This is a genomic window from Plantactinospora solaniradicis (genome assembly GCF_042658085.1).
Classification (GTDB): Bacteria; Actinomycetota; Actinomycetes; order Mycobacteriales; family Micromonosporaceae; genus Plantactinospora; species Plantactinospora solaniradicis.
The window spans coordinates 393,038-413,820 of sequence record NZ_JBHSPR010000010.1 but is presented as its reverse complement, the minus strand read 5'-3'; the positions used below and the strand labels follow the sequence as shown (position 1 = coordinate 413,820).

At 70.3% G+C, this 20,783-nt stretch carries 16 protein-coding genes; 8 read left to right on the top strand and 8 right to left on the bottom strand.

The window, feature by feature from the left end:
• Positions 1 to 68: 68 nt before the first annotated feature.
• Positions 69 to 1,190 (top strand): dual-specificity RNA methyltransferase RlmN, encoded by a 1,122-nt coding sequence (gene rlmN, locus ACFP2T_RS14345; RefSeq protein WP_377422819.1) that lies wholly within the window; start codon positions 69 to 71, stop codon positions 1,188 to 1,190.
• Positions 1,191 to 1,289: 99 nt separating this feature from the next.
• A complete protein-coding gene (locus ACFP2T_RS14340) occupies positions 1,290 to 2,705 on the top strand; it encodes a DivIVA domain-containing protein (RefSeq protein ID WP_377421607.1) in 1,416 nt (471 codons plus the stop codon).
• Between the two features lie 303 nt (positions 2,706 to 3,008).
• Here the strand turns inward: ACFP2T_RS14340 and ACFP2T_RS14335 are convergent, their stop codons facing one another.
• Complete coding sequence (locus tag ACFP2T_RS14335) at positions 3,009 to 3,233, bottom strand: hypothetical protein (RefSeq protein WP_377421605.1); 225 nt, start codon at positions 3,231 to 3,233, stop codon at positions 3,009 to 3,011.
• A 237-nt stretch (positions 3,234 to 3,470) separates the two neighbouring features.
• Here ACFP2T_RS14335 and ACFP2T_RS14330 point away from each other — a divergent pair, with 237 nt between their 5' ends.
• On the top strand, positions 3,471 to 5,093 hold the full coding sequence (locus ACFP2T_RS14330) for a Rieske 2Fe-2S domain-containing protein (RefSeq protein ID WP_377421603.1): 1,623 nt from the start codon (positions 3,471 to 3,473) through the stop codon (positions 5,091 to 5,093).
• A gap of 91 nt (positions 5,094 to 5,184) precedes the next feature.
• Here the strand turns inward: ACFP2T_RS14330 and ACFP2T_RS14325 are convergent, their stop codons facing one another.
• Together ACFP2T_RS14325 and ACFP2T_RS14320 are read right to left on the bottom strand one after the other, a co-directional pair.
• Positions 5,185 to 6,786 (bottom strand): phytoene desaturase family protein, encoded by a 1,602-nt coding sequence (locus tag ACFP2T_RS14325; RefSeq protein WP_377421601.1) that lies wholly within the window; start codon positions 6,784 to 6,786, stop codon positions 5,185 to 5,187.
• 11 nt (positions 6,787 to 6,797) lie between these two features.
• Entirely contained in the window at positions 6,798 to 7,568 is a 771-nt protein-coding gene (locus ACFP2T_RS14320) for a TetR/AcrR family transcriptional regulator (RefSeq protein ID WP_377421600.1), read from the bottom strand.
• A 131-nt stretch (positions 7,569 to 7,699) separates the two neighbouring features.
• Here ACFP2T_RS14320 and ACFP2T_RS14315 point away from each other — a divergent pair, with 131 nt between their 5' ends.
• From ACFP2T_RS14315 to ispG, 5 genes are all read left to right on the top strand, one after another.
• A complete protein-coding gene (locus ACFP2T_RS14315; RefSeq protein ID WP_377421598.1) occupies positions 7,700 to 9,895 on the top strand; it encodes an MMPL family transporter in 2,196 nt (731 codons plus the stop codon).
• A gap of 110 nt (positions 9,896 to 10,005) precedes the next feature.
• A complete protein-coding gene (locus tag ACFP2T_RS14310; RefSeq protein ID WP_377421596.1) occupies positions 10,006 to 10,551 on the top strand; it encodes a GNAT family N-acetyltransferase in 546 nt (181 codons plus the stop codon).
• Positions 10,552 to 10,644: 93 nt separating this feature from the next.
• A complete protein-coding gene (dxr, locus tag ACFP2T_RS14305; RefSeq protein ID WP_377421594.1) occupies positions 10,645 to 11,856 on the top strand; it encodes a 1-deoxy-D-xylulose-5-phosphate reductoisomerase in 1,212 nt (403 codons plus the stop codon).
• Positions 11,856 to 13,100, top strand: coding sequence for a M50 family metallopeptidase (locus ACFP2T_RS14300; protein WP_377421592.1), 1,245 nt, complete (start codon positions 11,856 to 11,858; stop codon positions 13,098 to 13,100). The genes dxr and ACFP2T_RS14300 overlap by 1 nt, the downstream gene beginning before the upstream one ends.
• 7 nt (positions 13,101 to 13,107) lie before the next feature.
• Positions 13,108 to 14,280, top strand: a complete 1,173-nt coding sequence (gene ispG, locus ACFP2T_RS14295; protein ID WP_377421590.1) for a flavodoxin-dependent (E)-4-hydroxy-3-methylbut-2-enyl-diphosphate synthase — start codon at positions 13,108 to 13,110, stop codon at positions 14,278 to 14,280.
• Between the two features lie 190 nt (positions 14,281 to 14,470).
• Here the strand turns inward: ispG and ACFP2T_RS14290 are convergent, their stop codons facing one another.
• From ACFP2T_RS14290 to ACFP2T_RS14270, 5 genes are all read right to left on the bottom strand, one after another.
• Entirely contained in the window at positions 14,471 to 15,091 is a 621-nt protein-coding gene (locus ACFP2T_RS14290) for a PadR family transcriptional regulator (RefSeq protein WP_377421588.1), read from the bottom strand.
• A 196-nt stretch (positions 15,092 to 15,287) separates the two neighbouring features.
• Positions 15,288 to 17,345: a CotH kinase family protein gene (locus ACFP2T_RS14285; protein WP_377421586.1), complete on the bottom strand. Its 2,058-nt coding sequence runs from the start codon at positions 17,343 to 17,345 to the stop codon at positions 15,288 to 15,290.
• 12 nt (positions 17,346 to 17,357) lie between these two features.
• Positions 17,358 to 18,293 (bottom strand): polyphosphate polymerase domain-containing protein, encoded by a 936-nt coding sequence (locus tag ACFP2T_RS14280; protein WP_377421584.1) that lies wholly within the window; start codon positions 18,291 to 18,293, stop codon positions 17,358 to 17,360.
• Complete coding sequence (locus tag ACFP2T_RS14275) at positions 18,290 to 18,898, bottom strand: DUF4956 domain-containing protein (RefSeq protein ID WP_377421582.1); 609 nt, start codon at positions 18,896 to 18,898, stop codon at positions 18,290 to 18,292. The genes ACFP2T_RS14280 and ACFP2T_RS14275 overlap by 4 nt, the downstream gene beginning before the upstream one ends.
• 273 nt (positions 18,899 to 19,171) lie before the next feature.
• Positions 19,172 to 20,755, bottom strand: coding sequence for a glycoside hydrolase family 53 protein (locus tag ACFP2T_RS14270; protein WP_377421580.1), 1,584 nt, complete (start codon positions 20,753 to 20,755; stop codon positions 19,172 to 19,174).
• Between the last annotated feature and the right edge of the window lie 28 nt (positions 20,756 to 20,783).

The window sequence follows — 20,783 nt, the reverse complement described above, 5'->3', positions numbered from 1 at the left end:
CGGCACCCTCGGCCAGGTGCGTTGTCGCGCGGACGTGGGAGACTGGACAGGCCATGACGAGCCTGCCCATGATCCAGATTGCCCCGGACGCCCCGATCGGGTCCGCACCGTCGCGTCGGGCGGCAATGCCGCCCCGGCACCTTGCCGACCTCGACCTACCCGGACGGCAGGCGGTCATCGCCGAGCTGGGCGAGCCCGCCTTCCGCGCCAAGCAGATCTCCACGCACTACTTCGGCCGCCTGGTACGGGATCCGGAGCGGATGACGGATCTGCCGTCCGCCAGCCGGGACCGGATCACCGAAGCACTGCTGCCGAACCTGCTCACCCCGGTCCGCGAGGTGGCCTGCGACGACGGCGCGACCCGGAAGGCACTCTGGCGGCTGCACGACGGCTCACTGGTCGAGAGCGTGCTGATGGGTTATCCGGATCGGGTCACCGTCTGCATCTCCAGCCAGGCCGGCTGCGGGATGGCCTGCCCGTTCTGCGCGACCGGTCAGGCCGGGCTGACCCGCAACCTCTCCACCGCCGAGATCGTCGACCAGGCCGTCCATCTCGCCGGCGTGGCCGCCTCCGGAGCGGTCGCCGGATCCCCGCCGCGGTTGTCGCACGTCGTCTTCATGGGCATGGGCGAGCCGCTGGCGAACTACTCGCGGGTCGTCGCGGCGGTACGGCGGCTGTGCGCGCCGGCACCGGAGGGGCTCGGCCTCTCCCAGCGTCACGTCACCGTCTCCACGGTCGGCCTGGTTCCCGCGATGCGCAGGCTGGCCGACGAGGGACTGTCGGTGACTCTTGCGCTGTCGCTGCATGCGCCCGATGATGAGCTGCGCGACGAACTGGTACCGGTCAACCAGAGGTGGAAGGTTGCCGAGGTGCTGGACGCCGCGTGGCACTACGCGGAGCGTACGGGGCGTCGCGTATCCATCGAATACGCGATGATCAGAGATGTGAACGACCAGCCGTGGCGTGCCGACCTCCTCGGTCGGTTGCTGGCTGGTCGGCTGACCCACGTGAACTTGATCCCGCTCAACCCCACCCCGGGTAGCCGCTGGGACGCGAGTCCGAAGCCGGTGGAGCGGGAGTTCGTCCGGCGTCTGCGCGCGGCCGGCGTCTCGACGACCGTCAGGGACACCCGCGGGCGTGACATCGACGGTGCGTGTGGCCAGCTGGCCGCCGCGGCGGTGACACCGTGAGCGGCCGGGTCATCAGGCTTAGTAGTGCCGCTCGCGGCGTCGACGCGCATGGCGGCGCGGCGTGAGCGAGCGAAGCGAGCGAGCGAACCAGGAGACATAGTGGCGAGTCAGGGTCAGCGTTTCCGGCGCAAGGCGCTCCGGCGGGGCTACAAGGTCGATGAGGTGGACACGTTCCTGGACCGTGTCGAGGCCACGCTCGCCGGTGAGCCGCTGGGCGCGCCCGTCGCCTCCCAGGAGGTGCACGACGTCGTCTTCCGGGTGCGCTTCGGAGGGTACGACGAGTGGCAGGTGGACCTGCACCTCGACCGGGTGGAGCGGCAGATCGCCGAACTGGAGGAGCGGGGCGGCACCGGCGGCAGCCGTGGCGGAGACTCGGGGATGGGCGACCGGGGGGCGCAGCAGGGCCGACTCGGTCCGCCGGACCGGATGGGGCCACCGGACCGGATGGGACCACCGGATCGAATGGGGCCGCCGGATCGCATGGGGCCGCCGGACCGGATGGGGCCGCCGATGCGTGACGACCGGGGGCTTCCCCCGGGTGCGCAGCCGCCACCGTTGCGTCCGATGCCGGCCCAGGCCGGGCCGCCGAACGATCCGTACGGGCAGTTCGACGAGCCCACCGGCACCTTCGGGGGTGGTTTCGAGCCGCAGCGGGGTGGCTTTGACCCCCAGCGTGGTGGCCTGGAGCCCCAGCGCGGAGGTTTCGAGCCGCAGCGGGGTGGCTTCGAGCCCCAGCGTGGCGGCTTCGAGCCGCAGCGTGGCGGCTTCGAGCCGCAGCGTGGTGGCCTGGAGCCCCAGCGCGGCGAGTTCGAGCCTCAGCGGGGTGGTTTCGAGCCGCAGCGTGGTGGTCCGGATCCGCAGCGGGGTGGCTTCGACCCGCAGCGCGGAGGGTTCGACCCGCAGCGGGGTGGTTTCGACCCGCAGCGTGGTGGTCCGGATCCGCAGCGGGGTGGCTTTGACCCGCAGCGGGGTGGTCCCGAGCCCCAGCGCGGAGGCTTCGATCCGCAACGCGGCCCGGGTGCCCCGGTTCCGCCCCGTGGTCCGGGCGGGCCTCCCGGCGGCTTCGGGCCGAACGAGCGGTTTGACGGATTCGATCCGAATCGCCACGGCAAGGCCGACATGACCGCCGAGATCCGGATGCCGGACCGTGAACTGCGCGGGCCGGGCCGGGGCGTCGGCGATCCGCCACCCATGGCGCCGCCGATGGGTGGTCCCGGGCTCGGCGGCCCGCCCCCGATGGGGGCACCGGGACTAGGCGGGCCGGGCAGCGAGATGGCGCGGATCGACCAGATCCGTCGCACCTTCCAGGTGCGCAGGTTCGGTAGCGGCTACGACCCCGATCAGGTCGACCGGTTGTTCGAGGGGATCCTCGGCAGCATGGCCGGGCGCGGACCGATGCCGGTCAACCCCAACGATCTCGACACGACGCGGTTCGGGCTGGTCCCGGGCGGCTACTTCGAGGCCGAGGTCGACGCCGCACTGAAGGAAGTCAAGGACCTGTTGCTCGGGCAGTGACCAGGCCACCGCCGGCGAGGGCCGCTGCCCTCGCCGCGCGGGGCGGGTGACAGTGTCCGATCCTGCCGGCTGGCCCAGCAGGCCTGACGGCGCGCCCGGCGCCCGAGCCGACCCGGCTCGGGCGCTGTCGACCGTCAGCCCAGCCCGGACAGCGAATCAGGCCAGCCGGACAGCGTGTCAGCCCAGCCGGGACAGCGAATAAGGCCAGCCGGGTCGCGGGTCAGGGGCAGCGGGGTCGCGCGTCAGGGCAGCCCTGGATAGTGCCGTCAGACCGGCCGGGAATACCGTCAGACCAAGCGGGAATCAGGAACGCAGGCCGTTGCGGCGCAGGATCGTGTCGCCGATGACGGCTACCACCAGGAACGCGGCGATCCCACCGAGCCAGATCTTCTCGATGCCGCTGACCTCGTTGTTGTTGAACATCATCAACACCAGCACGGCCGCGGAGAGGATCGCGCCGATCCGACCCGCCCTGCGGTGTCCCGGCTTGCGTTGGTCGGGTGACGTCACCGGCTCGCTTCCAGCCACTTTCCGGTCCTTTCCTCACGATCGGATGCCGGTAAGTCTGGCACGTGCCGTACCGACCGCGCCGGAGGGCCCGGTGTCCCGGCGCTGTCCGGTTGTGCGGCAAACCCGGCCGAGCGCGGTCGGGCGGCCCAACCTGGCGTCGCGGGTCGGGCGGCTTGGGGCCTCCGGTAGCGTTTGGGCGTACGCCTTGATTCCGGGGCCAGGGATGAGATTGCCTATGTCTAGGGGGACTGTGCGGTGCGACTGACCGGTACGGGACACGCGAGCATGCGGATCGACACCGGTGCGGGCAGCATCCTGTGCGACCCATGGGTCAACCCGGCCTATTTCGCCTCATGGTTCCCGTTCCCGGACAATTCACAGCTCGACTGGGAGACGCTCGGGCAGGTCGACTACCTGTACGTCTCGCACCTGCACCGGGACCACTTCGACGCGGAGCACCTCAAGCGGTTCATCTCGAAGAAGGCCACCGTCCTGCTTCCGGAGTACCCCACCTCGCAACTCGAGGACGAACTGCGGGACCTTGGCTTCAGCAGCTTCCTGCGTACCAGGAGCAACGAGGTCGTGGAGCTCGACGGTGGCCTGAAGGTGATGATCCAGGCGCTGACGAGCCCGACCGACGGCCCGATCGGTGACTCGTCGCTGTGGGTGGAGTACGACGGCGTACGGCTGCTGAACCAGAACGACGCCCGCCCGAGCGACCTCGAGGTCTTCGCCGAGCTGGGCCACGTGCACGCGCACCTGTTGCAGTTCTCCGGCGCGATCTGGTACCCGATGGTCTACGAGCTGCCCACCGCGGCCAAGACCGCGTTCGGCAAGCAGAAGCGTGACCGGCAGATGGACCGGACGATCCGCTACATCGACGACCTCAAGGCGTCGTGGGTCTTCCCGATCGCCGGCCCGCCGTGCTTCCTGGACGACGAGCTGTGGCAGTTCAACGACATCCACGGCGACGAGGGGAACATCTTCCCCGACCAGCAGGTCTTCCAGGACCACTACACGGAGCTGGGCTACGACAACAGTGTGATCCTGCTGCCCGGCACCGTGTCGGAGGTCGGTGTCGACACCTGCGAGACCACCCAGCCGGTGCCGGACGTGCGGGAGTTCTTCGCCCGCAAGGAGGAGCACCTGCGCGAGTACCAGGCCCGGTCCCGGCCGGTGATCGAGGCGGCGAAGGCGTCCTGGCGGCATCCGGAGATCGACGTGCTGGTCGAGATGAAGCGCCGGATCGAGCCGCTGCTGGACGAGTCGATCTACCTGGCCAAGGGTGTGGGCGGCCCGGTCCGGTTCGACCTGGTCGGCTACGACGGTGAGTCGGTCGAATCCATCGTGGTGGACTTCCCGGGCAAGCAGGTCCGGCCGTACGGCGACGAGAAGGTGCGGTACCGGTTCCGGACCGAGCGGGCCCTGGTCGAGCACCTGCTGCACATCGAAGAAATCGACTGGGTCAACTCGCTCTTCCTTTCCTGCCGGTTCTCCGCGGCCCGGATCGGCCAGTACAACGAGTTCGTCTACTCCTTCTTCAAGTGCCTCTCCGAGGAGCGGCTCCAGTACGCCGAGGGCTGGTACGACGAACACGAGCGGGCCGTCGAGGCCGAGGACATCACCCTGGGCGACTGGGTGGTGCAGCGGCGCTGCCCGCACCTCAAGGCGGATCTGACCCGGTTCGGCATCGTCGAGGACAACCAGCTCACCTGCCAGCTGCACGGCTGGCGGTTCGACCTGGCGAGTGGCCGCTGCCTGACCAGCGTCGGACACAAGATCCGTGCCCACCGGGCCGGCGAGCCCGCCCCGTCGACCGAGCCCGCCCCCGCGACCGCTCCTGCCCCGGCGACCGCCGACGCCGAGCCCGCCGGCTGAGCCGCGCCGACCGTTCGCAGGTGTTAAAAAGGGCCCCTTCTACAACGGAAAACGATAAGAAGGGGCCCTTCCTTTCAGCTGGGCCGGGCGATCAGCGGCCCAGGTCGAGCAGGATCCGCCGGGCGGCGTTGTGTCCGGCGGCGCCGATCACGCTGCCGCCCGGGTGGCATCCGGCGCTGCCGGCGTAGAGGCCGTCGAGTCCGGTGGCGTACGGCATGCGGTCGGTGAACGAGACGGTGTTGTCGACGTGGTGGATGTGCCCGCCGGTGATGCCGAAGTGCGCCTCGATGCCGGGCGGGGTCAACGGGACAGCGTCGGCGACCAGGTCCGTGGTGCCGGGGGCGTACCGGTCGCAGATGGCGAGCAGCCGTTCGACGTACCCGGGCAGGAGGTCGTCCCAGGATCCGTCGGCGGGGGCGTACGGGACGGACTGGACGAAGAGTGCCGAGGAGTGGTGGCCCGCCTCGTCCCGCAGCGACGGGTCGACGGTCGTGTGCAGGTACCACTCGATGGTCGGCTCGTCCGGCAGCCGGCCGGCCCGGACGTCCGCCCACATCCGGCGCAGCGCCGCCATCGGCGGCTCGTCGCCGGCCCCGCCGGCCAGCAGGGAGGCGGAGCCCGGCAGCAGGTGGATGGTGGCGCCGAACGGGCTCGGCGCGTCCGAGGGCAGGCAGGTGAACCGGGGCAGCCCGGAGAGTGCGAGGTTGACCTTCAGGGTGGTGCCGGTGCGCCGGACCGCCGTCATCCGCTCGGTGAGCGATGCCGGCAGGGCGCCGTCCGGCACCAACTCCATCAGCCGGTACGGGTCACCGGCGCCGAGTACCACCTCGGCGCCGACCGTCCGCCCGTCGTCGAGTACGACGCCACTGGCCGCCCCGCCGTCGACGGTGATCGCGGCCACCGGCGTACCGCTGAGGATCGTGGCGCCCGCGGCCCGGGCGGCGTCGGCGAAGGTGTTGGTGACGGTGCCCATCCCGCCGGCCACGATCATCCAGGTGCCGCCCGAGCCGGGCAGCCGGCACATGTTGTGGGCCAGGAAGTTGTGGCCGGTTCCGGGGTCGTCCGGGCCGGCGTGCAGCCCGGAGACGCCGTCGGTGACGGCGTACATCGAGACCAGCAGTTCGGAGCGGAAGTCGAACCGGGCCAGGTAGTCGGCGACCGAGCCGCGGACCAGGTCGACGAAGGGCTCGCGCAGCGCGGGCCGGATGTAGCGGTCGGCGGTCTCCTCGACCGGCAGTGGCTCGGCCAGCCAGGCCGGTCCGAGGTCCTCCCGGAGCGCGGCGAGTTCGGCCTGCATGGCGTCGTCGGCCGCCACGTCGGCCCGGGAGAAGAACCGTTCCATCTGTTCCCGGGTCGCCTCCCGGTCGGCCCCGAACAGCAGGTACGGCGAGCCGGCGCCGCCCGGAGTGGGCAGGAAGTAGTGCGGATCGCGGCGCAGTACCGGTATCTCCACGTCGAGCAGTTCGATCAGCTCCGGCGGCATCAGGCCGAGCAGGTACGAGCCGGTGGAGTGGCGCAGCGCCGGCACCTTCGGGAACGGGTTCTCGGTGCGGGCCGCTCCGCCGATCGTGTCGGCGGCCTCCAGCACCACCACGTCGAGGCCGGCGCGAGCCAGCAGAATGGCGGAAACCAGGCCGTTGTGGCCGGCACCGACGATCACGACGTCGGCGCGGGCGGGTAGCTCGGCGGTCATGCTCGGGAAGCCTAGTTCGGATGCCCGGGGTCGGTGCCGGGTTGGCCGGCCCCGGTTGCGGCGGAGCGGGGTGGTGCGGCGTCCGGGCCCGGGGAGAGCTGCCGCAGGAAGGCCGCCAGTTCCGCCTCGAAGAGCGCCTCCGGATCGGACACCGCCCAGCGGAGCTGGTGGTAGACCTCCATGGAGACCAGGCCGTACAGCATCGTCCAGCCGGAGAGCATCAGCCGGGCCACCTCGACCGGCAGTTCGGGGTGCCGCTCGCGCATCGGTCCCAGGGACTCGGCCAGCCGGTGGTCGGCCTGGGCCGGCGGCGGCACCGGAAACGGGGAGCGGTGCCACAGCTCCAGCAGGGGGACGATGAACACCGCACCGAGCCGGGCACCCGGATCGTCCTCGTTGCCGCAGTTCTCGGGAAAGGCGTCGACTCCGGGTACCAGGCTGCCGAAGACCAGTCCGAACTCCACCGGGTGTCGTACCGACCAGTTCCGGAAGGCGCGGGCGGTCGCGGCGAGCTGGGCGACCGGCGCCTCGCCGGCGGCGTCCCGGGCCGCTTCGAGGTGTTCCCGCAGCTCGTTCAGCAGGTCTCCGGCCAGGTCGACGATCAGGGCGTCGAGGCTGGGAAAGTACCGGTAGATGGCCGGCGCGGTCATCCCCATGTCCCGGGCGATGGCCCGCAGCGAGATCGCCTGCGGGCCGCCGGTCACCAACAGACGCCGTGCGCCGTCCTTGATTTCGGAGACGGCGGCGGTACGCAGACGTTCCCGACGGGTCGGTGCCGTCATCGCGAACCCCCTTGACCGAAGAGAACGGCGTTGTAATAGTAAACGGCGTTCACTCATTTGAAGCCTGGTTACGGGTATGACCCTAACGGCTGACGGGAGCGCGGGCGATGTTCGCTTGGTGGGGAAGCGCAGTGGTTCGGCTCCGGTGGGCGGTGCTGGCCGCCGGCATGGTGCTGGTCGCCGTCGGAGCGGCCTGGGGAACGGGCGTCTTCGGCTCGCTGACCGGCGGCGGCTTCGACGACTCGGCCAGCGAGTCGAGCCGGGCCGACCAGCGGATCAGGGCGGAACTCGGCAACCAGGGCGCGGACCTGGTCGTGCTCTACTCCAGTGACACGGCCACGGTCGACCAGCCGGCCTTCCGGGATCCGGTCACCGCCACCCTCGACCGGCTGCGCCAGCGCCCCGAGGTCGCCCGGGTGACCAGTTGGTACGACACCCAGGCCCCGGCCCTGCTCGCCAACGACCGGCACAGCACGTACGCGGCGGTGCAGCTCCGGGTGACCGATCCGGACGAGATGACCGACGTGTACGACGAACTCCGGCCGGCTCTGGACGCGCCCGGCGTCACCACCCAGGCCGGTGGCACGGTGCCCTTCCTGGCCGAGGCGAACGCGCAGACCACCGAGGACATCACCCGGGCGGAGACCCTGTCGCTGCCGATCCTGCTGGTGTTGCTGATCCTGATCTTCCGGGGACTGGTCGCCGCCGCGACGCCGCTGCTCGTCGGCGGGCTGGCCATCCTGGGCGCGTTCGTCGCTGTCCGGCTGCTCGGCCTCGTCACCGACGTCTCGGTCTTCGCGATCAACATCATCACGTTGATCGGGCTCGGCATGGCGGTCGACTACGCGCTGTTCATCGTCAGCAGGTTCCGGGAGGAACTCGCCAACGGCCATCCGACCGCGCGGGCGATCCAGCGCACGATGGGCACCGCGGGACGAACCGTCATGGTGTCCGGCCTGACGATCGCGACGGCGATGGCCAGTCTGTTGATCTTCCCGCAGGTGTTCCTGCGCTCGATGGGACTGGGTGGGATCGCCGCCGTGCTGGTGGCGATGCTGGCCTCGTTGACCGTGCTGCCGGCCCTGCTCGCCGTGCTCGGGCCCCGGATCAACGCGCTGGCCGTACGCCTGCCTCGGCGCTGGCGCCGTGCGGACCCGGCCCGGTCGGCGGCCACCACCGGTACGACCCCGGCGGCTGGTTCCGGCGGCTGGGCCCGGCTGGCCCGCAGCGTGATGCGCCGTCCGGTGCTGTACCTGGTGGGGGTGGTCGCGGTGCTGGCGCTCCTCGCCGCGCCGTTCTTCCGGATGGAGGCCGGCGGATTCGACGAGCGGGTGCTGCCGGCCGACGCACCGCCCCGGATGGTCGCCGAGCGGATCGAGTCGGAGTTTCCCGGCGGCAGCATCGCCCCGATCGAGGTCCTCGTCTCCGGCGCCGCCGCTGCCGACGTCCAGCGGTTCGCCGACGAGGTGACCCGGGTGGCGGGCGTCACCGGGGTGCAACCGACCGCCAACCGTGGCGACGTGACCCTGCTGTCCGTGACCTACCCGGGCGAGCCGACCGGGCCGGTCGCCGAGAGCGTGGTCCGGTTGATCCGGGACATCCCGGCGCCGGCCGGTGCCGAGGTACTGGTCGGCGGGCGACCGGCGGCCGACCTGGACATGCTGGACAGCCTCACCTCGCGGTTGCCGTGGATGGCCCTGATCATGGCCTCGGCAACGCTGGTGCTGCTCTTCCTCGCCTTCGGTTCGGTGCTGCTGCCGATCAAGGCGGTTCTGATGAACCTGGTCTCGATCGGCGCATCGTTCGGCGTGGTCGTCTGGATCTTCCAGGACGGGCACTTCGCCGACTGGCTGGGATTCACCTCGACCGGCTTCATCGAGCCGAGCAATCCGATCCTGATGCTGGCGGTCCTGTTCGGCCTCGCCACCGACTACGAGGTGTTCCTGCTGTCCCGGATCCGCGAGGAATGGGACGCCACCGGCGACAACACCGCGTCCGTGACCGCCGGCCTGCAACACACCGGACGGATCATCACCGCCGCCGCGCTGCTGCTGATCGTCGTCGTGGCCGGCTTCGCCACCGGCGGTGTGGTGTTCATCAAACTGATCGGCATCGGGATGATCGTGGCGATCGTGGTCGACGCGACCCTGGTGCGGGCGCTGCTCGTACCGGCCACGATGCGGCTGCTGGGCCGCTGGAACTGGTGGGCGCCGGGTCCGCTGACGAAGGTCTACCGGCGGTACGGCATCCGCGAGTCCGCCCCCGACTCCGAGGACCCGGGCGGGGACCCGGCGGGACGGAAACCGGTCGAGGCGGCGGCGCACTGACCAGCGCGCCGGTCATCGGCGGTGCACTGACCACCGCGCCGGTCACCGGCGGCTGCCCCGGAGGAAAGTCGCTGGTGCGGCCCGGCGGGTGGTGGCTAACATCCGGCCGCGTGACGATCTACGAAACCGAACGACTGGTGATCCGGAACTGGACGCAGGAGCCCGCCGACCTCGCCCGGGTGTTCGACACCTACTCCCGTTCCGAGGTCGTCCGCCATCTCGGCGCGCCACAGTTCCCGCTGCGTACGCCCTCCGCCGCCGAGGAGACGGTACGTCGCTGGCACGACCGCAACGCCCGGTTCGGCGCGGCGACGTACGGCATCTGGGCGGTGCAGCGCCGGGAGGACGGCCTGGTGGTCGGCACCGTGATGCTGAAGCCGATGCCCGGAGTCGACGAGTCGAGGCTGACCGACGACATCGAGGTCGGCTGGCACCTGCATCCGGACTCGTGGGGGCACGGCTACGCGACCGAGGCGGCGCGCGGAGCCGTCGAGCGGGGGTTCGCGGCCGGAGTGGCGGAGATCTACGCCGTCGTGGCGCCCGGGAACGAGGCGTCGATGTCGGTCGCCCGCCGCCTCGGCATGGCGTCGATCGGTCGGCGTGCCGACTGGTACGGCGGCGAGGAGTTGGAGACCTTCCGGCTGCCCCGCCCCTGACCACCCGCCGTGCCGGTGCCGAATCGCCGGCCGGGCGACCCGCCTGCCAGGCCTGCCAGCGGACGTTCAGAGTCGTTCAGGGAGAATGTCCGGGTGAGTTCTCCGCGTGAGATTGTGCTGCTCGGTTCCACCGGGTCGGTCGGTACCCAGGCGATCGACATAGTGCGCCGCAATCCGGACCGGTTCCGGGTGGTCGCCATCGGTGCCGGCGGCGGAAACGTGAGCCAGCTCGCCGCCCAGGCGCTCGAACTCGGGGTCGAGGTGGTCGGGGTCGCGAAGGCCTCCGCCGCGCAGGACCTGCAACTGGCCTTCTACGCGGAGGCAGCCAAGCGGGACTATCCGGCCGGTGGATTCCGGATCCCCAAGATCGTGGCGGGTCCGTCCGCCATGACCGAGCTCGCCGAGTGGCCGTGCGACATCGTGCTCAACGGCGTCGTCGGGTCGCTCGGTCTGGCGCCCACCCTGGCGGCGCTGCGCGCCGGCCGTACGCTCGCGCTGGCGAACAAGGAGTCGCTGGTGGCCGGCGGGCCGGTGGTCCGGGCGGCGATCCGCCGGCCGGGCCAGATCGTCCCGGTCGACTCCGAGCACTCGGCGTTGGCCCAGTGCCTGCGCGGAGGCAGTCGGGCCGAGGTGCGCCGGCTGATCCTCACCGCCAGCGGAGGACCGTTCCGGGGCCGCCGCCGCGACGAGTTGACCGGCGTCACCCCCGAGCAGGCACTCGCGCACCCCACCTGGAACATGGGACCGGTGGTCACGATCAACTGCGCGAACCTGGTGAACAAGGCGCTGGAGGTGATCGAGACCCACGAGTTGTTCGACATCCCGTACGACGACATCGAGGTGACGGTGCACCCCCAGTCGGTGATCCACTCGATGGTGGAGTTCGTCGACGGCTCGACGCTGGCCCAGGCCAGCCCGCCGGACATGCGGCTGCCGATCGCGCTCGCCCTCGGCTGGCCGGACCGGGTGCCCGACGCCGCGACCGCCGTCGACTGGACCGCCGCGCACAGCTGGCAGTTCGACCCGCTGGACGAGGCGGCCTTTCCCGCCGTACGGCTGGCCAAGCAGGCCGGCACGGTCGGGCGGTGCCGGCCGGCGATATACAACGCCGCCAACGAGGAGTGCGTCGCCGCCTTCCTGGCTGGCCGGCTTCCGTTCCTCGGCATCGTCGACACGCTCGAACGCGTGCTGGAGGCGGCCCCGGATTTTGCCGAACCGGGTAACGTCGAGGAGGTGCTCGCCGCCGAATCCTGGGCGCGGGCACACGCCCAGGAGATCATCGCGAAGGCGGTCGAGGGAGCTTGATGCTGTATCTACTCGGGGTGGTGGCGTTCGCCCTCGCAATCCTCGTCTCGGTGAGCCTGCACGAGGCCGGGCACATGCTCACGGCCAAGCGCTTCGGGATGAAGGTGACCCGCTACTTCGTCGGGTTCGGCCCCACCGTCTGGTCGTTCCGGCGGGGCGAGACCGAGTACGGCCTGAAGGCGATCCCGCTGGGCGGTTTTTGCAAGATCGTCGGGATGACCCCGCAGGACGACGACGTCGACCCGGCCGACGAGCCCCGGGCGATGTGGCGGTTCCCGGTCTGGAAGCGGACCGTGGTGATGTCCGCCGGCTCGGTGGCGCACTTCCTGCTCGCCATCGTCACGCTCTGGCTCGCCGCGATCTTCATGGGCCTGCCGAACCCCGACTACCCGACCACCCAGGCGGAGATCCGCAGCGAGCCGGCGCGGATCGAGCTGGCGCCCTGCGTCGTCCGGGAGAACCCGCCGACCCGGGCCTGCCAGCCGGGTGACCCGGCCAGCCCGGCCGCCCAGGCGAACCTGCGCGACGGCGACCTGATCACCGCGGTCGGCACCACGCCGGTGGCGAACTGGGGGCAGATGCTCGACGCCGTCCGGGCGACCAAGCCGGGCCCGATCCCGGTCACCTACGTCCGGGACGGCGCCACGCACACCGCCCAGGTCAACCTCGCCGAGGTGCAGCGCCCGCCGCAGGACCAGGCGGACGGCCCGGTCGGTCCGGTCTCGGCGCTGGGCGTCGGACTCGGTACGCCGCCGACGATCACCTACGGGCCGGTCGCGGCCTTCGGGGCGACCGCCGACTTCACCGGTGACATGGCGGTCAACACCGCCAAGGCGATCCAGCGGATCCCGCAGAAGGTTCCGGCGCTCTGGGCGGCGATCACCGGTGAGGAGCGGGACGTCGACACCCCGATCAGCGTGGTCGGGGCCAGCCGGCTCGGCGGTGAGGCCGTCCAGCACGGCCTCTGGGAAGTCTTCGTGCTCCTCTTCATCTCGCTGAACTTCTTCATCGGCGTCTTCAACCTGCTGCCGCTGCTGCCGATGGACGGTGGACACATCGCCATCGCGTGGTTCGAACGGGCCCGGTCCTGGCTCTTCGCCCGGCTCGGCAGGCCCGACCCCGGCCGGGTCGACTACTTCAAACTGATGCCCGTAACGTACGCGTTGATCCTGATCGGTGGCGCATTCACGCTGCTGACGATCACCGCCGACGTGGTCAACCCGATAACGCTGATCCAGAGGTGAATGCAGAGTGACCGCCGTCAGCCTTGGCATGCCTGCCGTACCGCCACCGCCGCTCGCGCCCCGCCGGGCGAGTCGGCAGATCATGGTCGGCTCGGTGCCGGTGGGTGGTGGCGCGCCGGTGTCGGTGCAGTCGATGACCACGACCCTGACCTCCGACGTCAACGCGACCCTCCAGCAGATCGCCGAGTTGACCGCCTCCGGATGTCAGATCGTCCGGGTGGCGGTGCCGTCCCAGGACGACGTGGAGGCACTGCCGGCGATCGCCAAGAAGTCCCAGATCCCGGTGATCGCCGACATCCACTTCCAGCCGAAGTACGTCTTCGCGGCGATCGACGCGGGCTGTGCCGCGGTCCGGGTCAACCCCGGCAACATCCGGCAGTTCGACGACAAGGTCAAGGAGATCGCGGCGGCGGCCTCGGCGGCCCGGGTGCCGATCCGGATCGGCGTGAACGCCGGTTCGCTGGACAAGCGCCTGATGGCCAAGTACGGCAAGGCCAGCGCCGAGGCCCTGGTGGAGTCGGCGCTGTGGGAGTGCTCGTTGTTCGAGGAGCACGGCTTCCGGGACATCAAGATCTCGGTGAAGCACAACGACCCGGTGGTCATGATCCGGGCGTACCGGCAGTTGGCCGAGCAGTGCGACTACCCGCTGCACCTCGGGGTGACCGAGGCCGGGCCCGCCTTCCAGGGCACCATCAAGTCGTCGGTGGCCTTCGGGGCGCTGCTGGCGGAGGGCATCGGGGACACCATCCGGGTCTCGCTCTCCGCCCCGCCGGTCGAGGAGATCAAGGTCGGCAACCAGATCCTGGAGTCCCTCGGGCTCCGGGAGCGTGGCCTGGAGATCGTGTCTTGCCCGTCCTGCGGTCGGGCCCAGGTCGACGTCTACAAGCTGGCCGAAGAGGTCACCGCTGGTCTGGAGGGGCTGCCGGTCCCGCTGCGGGTGGCGGTGATGGGCTGCGTGGTCAACGGTCCCGGTGAGGCCCGCGAGGCCGACCTCGGGGTGGCCTCCGGCAACGGCAAGGGACAGATCTTCGTCAGGGGAAAGGTGATCAAGACCGTCCCCGAGGCGCAGATCGTCGAGACCCTGATCGAGGAGGCCGTCCGGCTCGCCGACGAGATGGGCGCGGACCTGCCGGAGGAACTCCGCGAGCTGGTGACCGGCCCCACCGTCACGGTGCACTGACCGGTCGGTCGGCCCGGGGGAATCAGAGCTGGCCGGAATCGGGACCGGCTGGAATCAGAGCCGGCCGGTCCAGGATCGGAACCCGCCGGGACGGGAGTTCGGCGGGACGCAGGCCGGCCCCGACAGCCGGTGGCGGATGTTCCGCCACGGGTGCCGGGGCCGTTGATCTTCTCGGGTCGCCGCTCGCGGCTCACTCCGATTCGGCGAGGATCGCGTACAGCTTCCGTCGGGTCTCGTCGAGCACCTGGGCGGCCCGCTCGCGCTGGTCGTCGGTGCCGGTCATCATCACCTGGCGAAGCGCGTTCATCGCCTGGAATCCGGCTTCCCGGATGTCGTGCCAACTGTTGATGGTGGTCTGGGCGAACTCACTCCACGGCGGCTCCTGGGCCGCCTGCGTCGCCTCGGCCTGTCCGGCCTCGGTGAGCGCGAAGCGCCGCCGTCCGCCGCCCGACTCCTCGGTGGTGGCCGCGATCAGGCCCTCGTCCTCGAGGAGTTGCAGGGTCGGATAGATCGACCCCGGGCTCGGTCGCCAGGCGCCGCCGGTACGCGAGTCCAGCTCCTGGATCATCTCGTAGCCGTGCATCGGCCGCTCGGTGAGCAGGGCCAGTACCGCCGCCCGGACGTTCGGCCGGCGTCCCCGGCTTCCGCCGCGTCCCCGGCCCTCGCCGCGACCCCGGCCGTGACCGTGACCGTGGCCGTGGCCGTGGCCGTGGCCGTGGCCGTGACCGCGGCCACCGGGCGGACCCATCGGGAAGCCGAAGCCGCGCCCCCGGGCCTCGTGCAGATCGTTGAATCCTCGGTGAAAACCCATCCTGGGCTCCCTTCAGAGTGTCGTTGATAGCTTCACGATATATCGGCAAGCTATCAACAACAACTCTTATGCCAACTGGATCTTCCAGATCGGCCGGCGAGGACCCCGGGAGGGGGTTCCGAGCCGGCCGCCCGGAACCCCCCGAAACGGCTGTCGGCGCCGGCCGGTAGCCGACGCCGACAAACCGGACGGGAGATCAGGAGGCGGTACAGGTCACCACCGTGGGCTGGGTGTTGGCGCCGTTCCACGTGCCGATGAACCCGAAACTGGTACTGGCTCCCGCACCGAGCGCCCCGTTGTGGGCGACGTTCGTCGCGGTCGCCGTCGAGCCGCTGACCGTGATGTTCGCCTCCCAGGACTGGGAGACGGTCTGGCCGTTGCCGAACGTCCAGTTGACCCGCCAACCACTGATCGCCGACGTTCCGGCGGTGACCCGGACCGCACCCTGGAAGCCACCGGTCCACTGGCTGCTCACCGAGTACGCCGCGGTACACGTCTGGCCGGTGGCGGGCGGCGTGGTGACCGGGGGAGTGGGGACCGGAGGCGTGGTGGCCGGTGGGGTCGTCGGGCCACTGGTCCCCCAGCCGGCGGTGCTGTCCAGCCAGGCGGTCCGCCGGAACATCCAGTCCCGCATGAACTGGACCTGCCCCTGCCAGGTGGCTGCGGTGGGCGTGACGAACGGTCCGAGCATCCGGGTGCTGAGGTTCGGCCACCGCTGGAAGTTCCGTTGCGCGGCGTTGCCGAGCGGTGCGACGAGGGTGATGATCCTGGCCTCGAGCTGGGCGTTGGACAGTACGCCCTGGCGGAGTTGCTGCCAGCGGGTCCTGACCCGGTTGACGAACGCCGGGTCCTGGAGCAGCCGGGCGAACCAGTCGTTGGCGCTCGGGCTCCGGGTCTGCTGGTACTGCCAGCCGGAGACCTGGTCGTTGTTGAAGAAGCCGCCGACCCCGAAGCTGAGGTCGAAGTCCCACAGCGGCCCGGCGACGATCTTGCCCTCCCGATCCTTGTGGAAGTACGCGCTGCGCAGGTAGGAGTCCATCTCCCGGCTCAGCTCACTGACGATCAACTGGTTGACGAAGGAGTCAATGTCGATCCAGGCGGGATAGCCGGTCGTGGGATCGGCGAACCCGGGTGTGCGTAACAGGTCGTGGAACTGTTGGATGTGCTGGCGGAGCCAGTCCCGCTGCTCGGGTTGCAACGGGTCCGGGTCGACGACCTCCAGGTAGTGCCAGCAGGTCTGGTCGGCCCCCTGGCAGGGCAGGGTCGGCTCCTCGGCCGCCAGCCACTCGAACTTGAAGATGTACCCACCGGTGAGCTTGGGCAGCGTGATGTCGTCCTCGTCGAGCTGCTTGAGGTCGAGTCGGTTCTTCGAGTTCTTGATGGTCTCGACGATCAGGTACACCCCGAGGTAGTCGTTGGCGGCCACCGGTTGGGCGTCGGTGTTGACGTACACCTCGGCGAAGGCGAACCGGGGCGCGTGGATCCCCATGTCGCGGCCGAGCCCGTACACGAAGGCGTCCCGGATCAGCGCCTTGTCGGTGTACGGCCCGCGCAGCACCCAGTCGGAGTCGGCGGGCATGCCCAGCAGCGGCAGGTCGCTGTCGTCGTCGGTGTTGTCCCGCAACTCCAGCCGGTACGGGGTCTTGGGGAACGTCGCACTGGAGTTTCCGCGCAGGTGGAATCCGGCCCGGCTGACCAGGCTGGGTGTCGCGCCGATCGAGGTCGATCCGTTCGTGGGCTGGAACTCCATGGCGGCCACATCGACGTAGTCCCGACCCGGAGCGCCTCGCCCGTACGCGTCCAGCAGCAGGACCGGCAGGTCGTGGCTGGTGTTTACGGCGCGGGCGACGTACAGCGCCGTGCCGGGCGCTCCGGTGGCGGTGCCGCCGACGAATGCCTGCGCTCGCAGTTGGGTGGTGCGGGTGAACCGCAGTGGCGTCCCGGCGTAGCTGGGGGAGGTCGCCGTGGGCGGCTGGCCGTCGGTGGTGTAGCGGACCTGCGCACCGCTCACGGTCGTACCCAGGCTGACCGAGACCTCGCCGGAGAAGGTGCCGCTCGGCACCGAGTACGTGATGTCACCGGGGTCGGCCTGGGTGCTGACGTCCGGTGCGGCCCGCGTGTCGGAGACCGCCTGCGGAGCGGCGACGGCCGCCGTACGGCTGATTCCGGCGCCCTGGCTGGGGGACGCCCCGACATCCGTGCCGATGCTGGCGAGCGCGAGGACGCCCACTACGTAGTACACGAGTCTGCGCACGGTTACTCCATTTCAGATCTGCCCCGGCGACGGGCTGGACCCGGCCGCCGGGGCGAAGTCGATGCGTCGGGGCGCGGGATGCGGCCGGCCGCCGTACTCGGGATGGACGTCGTGCCGGGGGAGGTCGGGATCGACGTCGTGGCGGCCGGGGACGGGATGGGTGTCGTGGCCGCAGCTCGCGGACCCGACCTGGGTGAAGTGCCGGCGCAGGGTCCGCCGCCACGGCGTCGCCGGCAGGTCGGGACGCAGCGCGGCCAGCCCGGTGGCGTACTTGGAGATCCGGGTCGGCCGGTAGCCACGGACCCACAGCATCCGGTCCACGCGGGACGCGGTGGAGCCGGTCTTGGTCTCGACCACCGCCAGGTCCGGAAGCCGCAGCGGGCAGCCGGCGTCCTGCCACGTCAGCTCGGTGTCGATGGTGACCCGGCTGGCCGTGTCGGGCAGGAACAGGGTGCTGCGCCGGTACTGGGTGACGAGGGTGGGTACGAACGCCGGGGCGCCGCCGAGCACGATCGACTCCTGGGCGAGCACCGTCTCGACGAACTGCCATCCGGGGGTCAGGGTGGCGTGGTGCTCCAGCTGGTACGCCAGCCGGTTCTTCACCGTGCTGCCCCGGGCGCCGTGCGTCTTGACCTCCAGCCAGCACTCGGCCGAGTCGAGGTAGGTCCGGGTCCGGACCTTGAACCGGCGGCGGCGGCGCTGGGCGGTCAGCAGGTAGCTGGTCAGGTCCGGGGTGTCGAAGTACACCGACTGGTAGGCGAAGGAGCGCGCCTGGGCGATCTCCAGCACCCGGGTCGTCGGGCCCACCTCGGCGAGGACGGCTCCGACCTCGCCGAGCGGTAGGACGTACTTGCGGTCCACCCGGGTCTGAAGGTCGGCGCGCTCGGTGAGTTCGTCCAGCCCGATGGGCTCCAACCGGTCCAACGGGGCGCGGTCGAGCGTGGTCATCGGGGCACTCCACCAGAGGCGGCGGTGACCACGACGCCGCGAGCGGCACGCTGCACGGAGGGGTGCGAGTAGCGGACATCGACCAGCGTCGTATCGTTGACCAGGTCGACGCGCTGGATGCTCGCGGAGTGCACCCGGGCACCGAGGATCTGCTCCAGGTGGGCGACGAGCGCGACCTGGTCCGTGACGGCCGAGTCGAGGAGCATGCTCTGGCGTCGGTAGCTGCGGAACAGTCGGGGATGGTCGCCGATGAACATCATCAGGAGGATCAGGCCCATCATTGCCGGGACCTGCCACGTCGGTCCGCCGCCGAGTGCCGAGAGGATGCCGAGCGCCAGCGCCGAGAAGTAGTACGCCACCTCGTGCTGGTCGAGCTCGGTCGAGCGGAGCCGGATGATGGACAGCACCCCGAACAACGCCAGCCCCAGGCCCAGCCCGGTACCGGCGCTGCTGGTGCCGAGCGAACTCGCGACGGCCATGACCCCGATGTTGACGCCGAGGTACGCGGCCACGAGATCTCGGCGCCGGTGACGGGGAAAGTAGAGCCCGAACACGAGCAGGGTCACTGCGACGATGTCGGTCGCGAAGAGGGCGAGCTGCGGCATGGGTCCTGTCCTCCTGGATATCATCCGGTGACTGGTGGGTAAACGGATGCCGACATCCAGGTTACATTGAAGAGTCTCGATGCATATGGATCGCTCCCGCTAACAGTTTGTAACGAGACGAGATTCACAACCTTCAATCGAATCATGGGTGGCACCGACCCGTTCGCAAACGGATGCGGCGGTTCCGGCCTGTTTCACCAGGCCGGAACCGCCGCATCAGGTTCCGCGCTCGTCGAGGTCCTCGCCCGAGGACCGGATCAGTTCAGGACAGGATCATGCCGATCCGAAGACCGACAGGCCGGGCAGCGCCCGGTCGCCGTAGTCGAACAGGGCCTGGTTCTCCCAGCCGTTGCCCGACGAGGCATTCTCCGGATCCCAACCATTACCGGGTACGGCCGTCCAGGTCGGCTCCCAGTAGAAGACCCCGAGACCCCGCCCGTTCGGTACCGACCGGACGACGTTGAACACCGCGCGCAGCGCGTCGGCCTGCCCCTGAGGGGTAGCCGGGTAACCGCCGGCCTGCTGCAACGAGGAGTTGAAGATGTTCGGCTCACTGTCGTCGGCGTTGAGCGTGAAGCCGTACGCGGTCTCGGCGACCAGCACCGGCCGACCGTACCGGGACGCCAGGTCGTTCAGGTTGGCCTGGAGACTGGACAGTGACCCGTGCCAGTAGAGGTAGTGGGAGACGCCGATCACGTCGAACGGCACCCCCCGCGAGGTCGCCTGGTCGAACCACCACCGGTGCTGCGAGTTGTTGCCGCCCTCGGCGAGGTGCAGCAGCACCTGGGTCGAGCTGTTCACCGCCTTCACCGCGTTGCTGCCGGCGGTGAGCAGGGCGGCCAGGTTGGCCCAGTTGTTGCTGCGGCCGTCCGGCCAGAGCATGCCGTCGTTGATCTCGTTGCCGACCTGCACCATGTCGGCCGTCGTACCCTGGGCCTTCAGGGCGTTGAGGACGTCGTACGTGTGGTTGTAGACCGCGTCGCGCAGTTGGGTGAAGTTGTAGCCGTTCCAGGCGGCGGGCTTGTACTGCTTGCCCGGGTCCGCCCAGGTGTCCGAGTAGTGGAAGTCGACCAGCAGCTTCATCCCCTGCGCCTTGATCCGGCTGGCCATGGTCAGCACCCGGGCCCTGTTGTTGTAGCCGTCGGCCGGGTTGACCCAGACCTTCAATCGGGCGTAGTTGACGCCGTTGGCGCCGAGCAGCTGCAACGGGTCGCGCTGGGTGCCCGCGGAGTCCCGGTAGACGCCACCCCGGTCCTGGCTCTTGAGCAGGGTGGAGATGTCGACGCCGCGGATCTGGGACACCGGGCCTCCGCTGCTGCCGCCGCCGGTGAACTCCACGTCGTCGACGTTGATCCAGTTTCCGGCCTGCGCGTCGGAGACGATGCTGGCGGTGCACTGACCGGTGCTGACCTGGGTGGTCACCGAAATCTGGGTCCAGTTGGCGGCGGTGGGGATGTTGACCCGCTGCTCGGCGCCGCCGCAGTTGCGCAGCGACAGGTAGGAGGCGACCTGGCCGCCGCCGGAGCGTACCCAGGCCCGCAGGGTGTACGACCCGTTGCCCAGGCCGGTGAGCTGCTGGTAGCTCTCCACCCGGTACGCGCCGGACGCCCAGTGCGTCAGTCGGTAGTTGCCGGAGCGTCCGCCTGCCTCGGTGAAGCCGGCGCTCTGCGTTCCGTTGCTGGAGGACTCCGACCAGCCCGTCGGTGTCTGGCTGGCACCGGAGGACTCGAAACCGGGGTTGGTGATGGTGGCGGCGGCGGAGGCGGGGGCGGTGGGGCCGGCGACCATGCCGGCGACGAGCAGCACGAGGCCGCTGGCAGCGGCGAGCGTGCGGAGCGGATGGGACGGACCGCTCATGACTGTTTCCTTCCGTCGAAGGGATCGG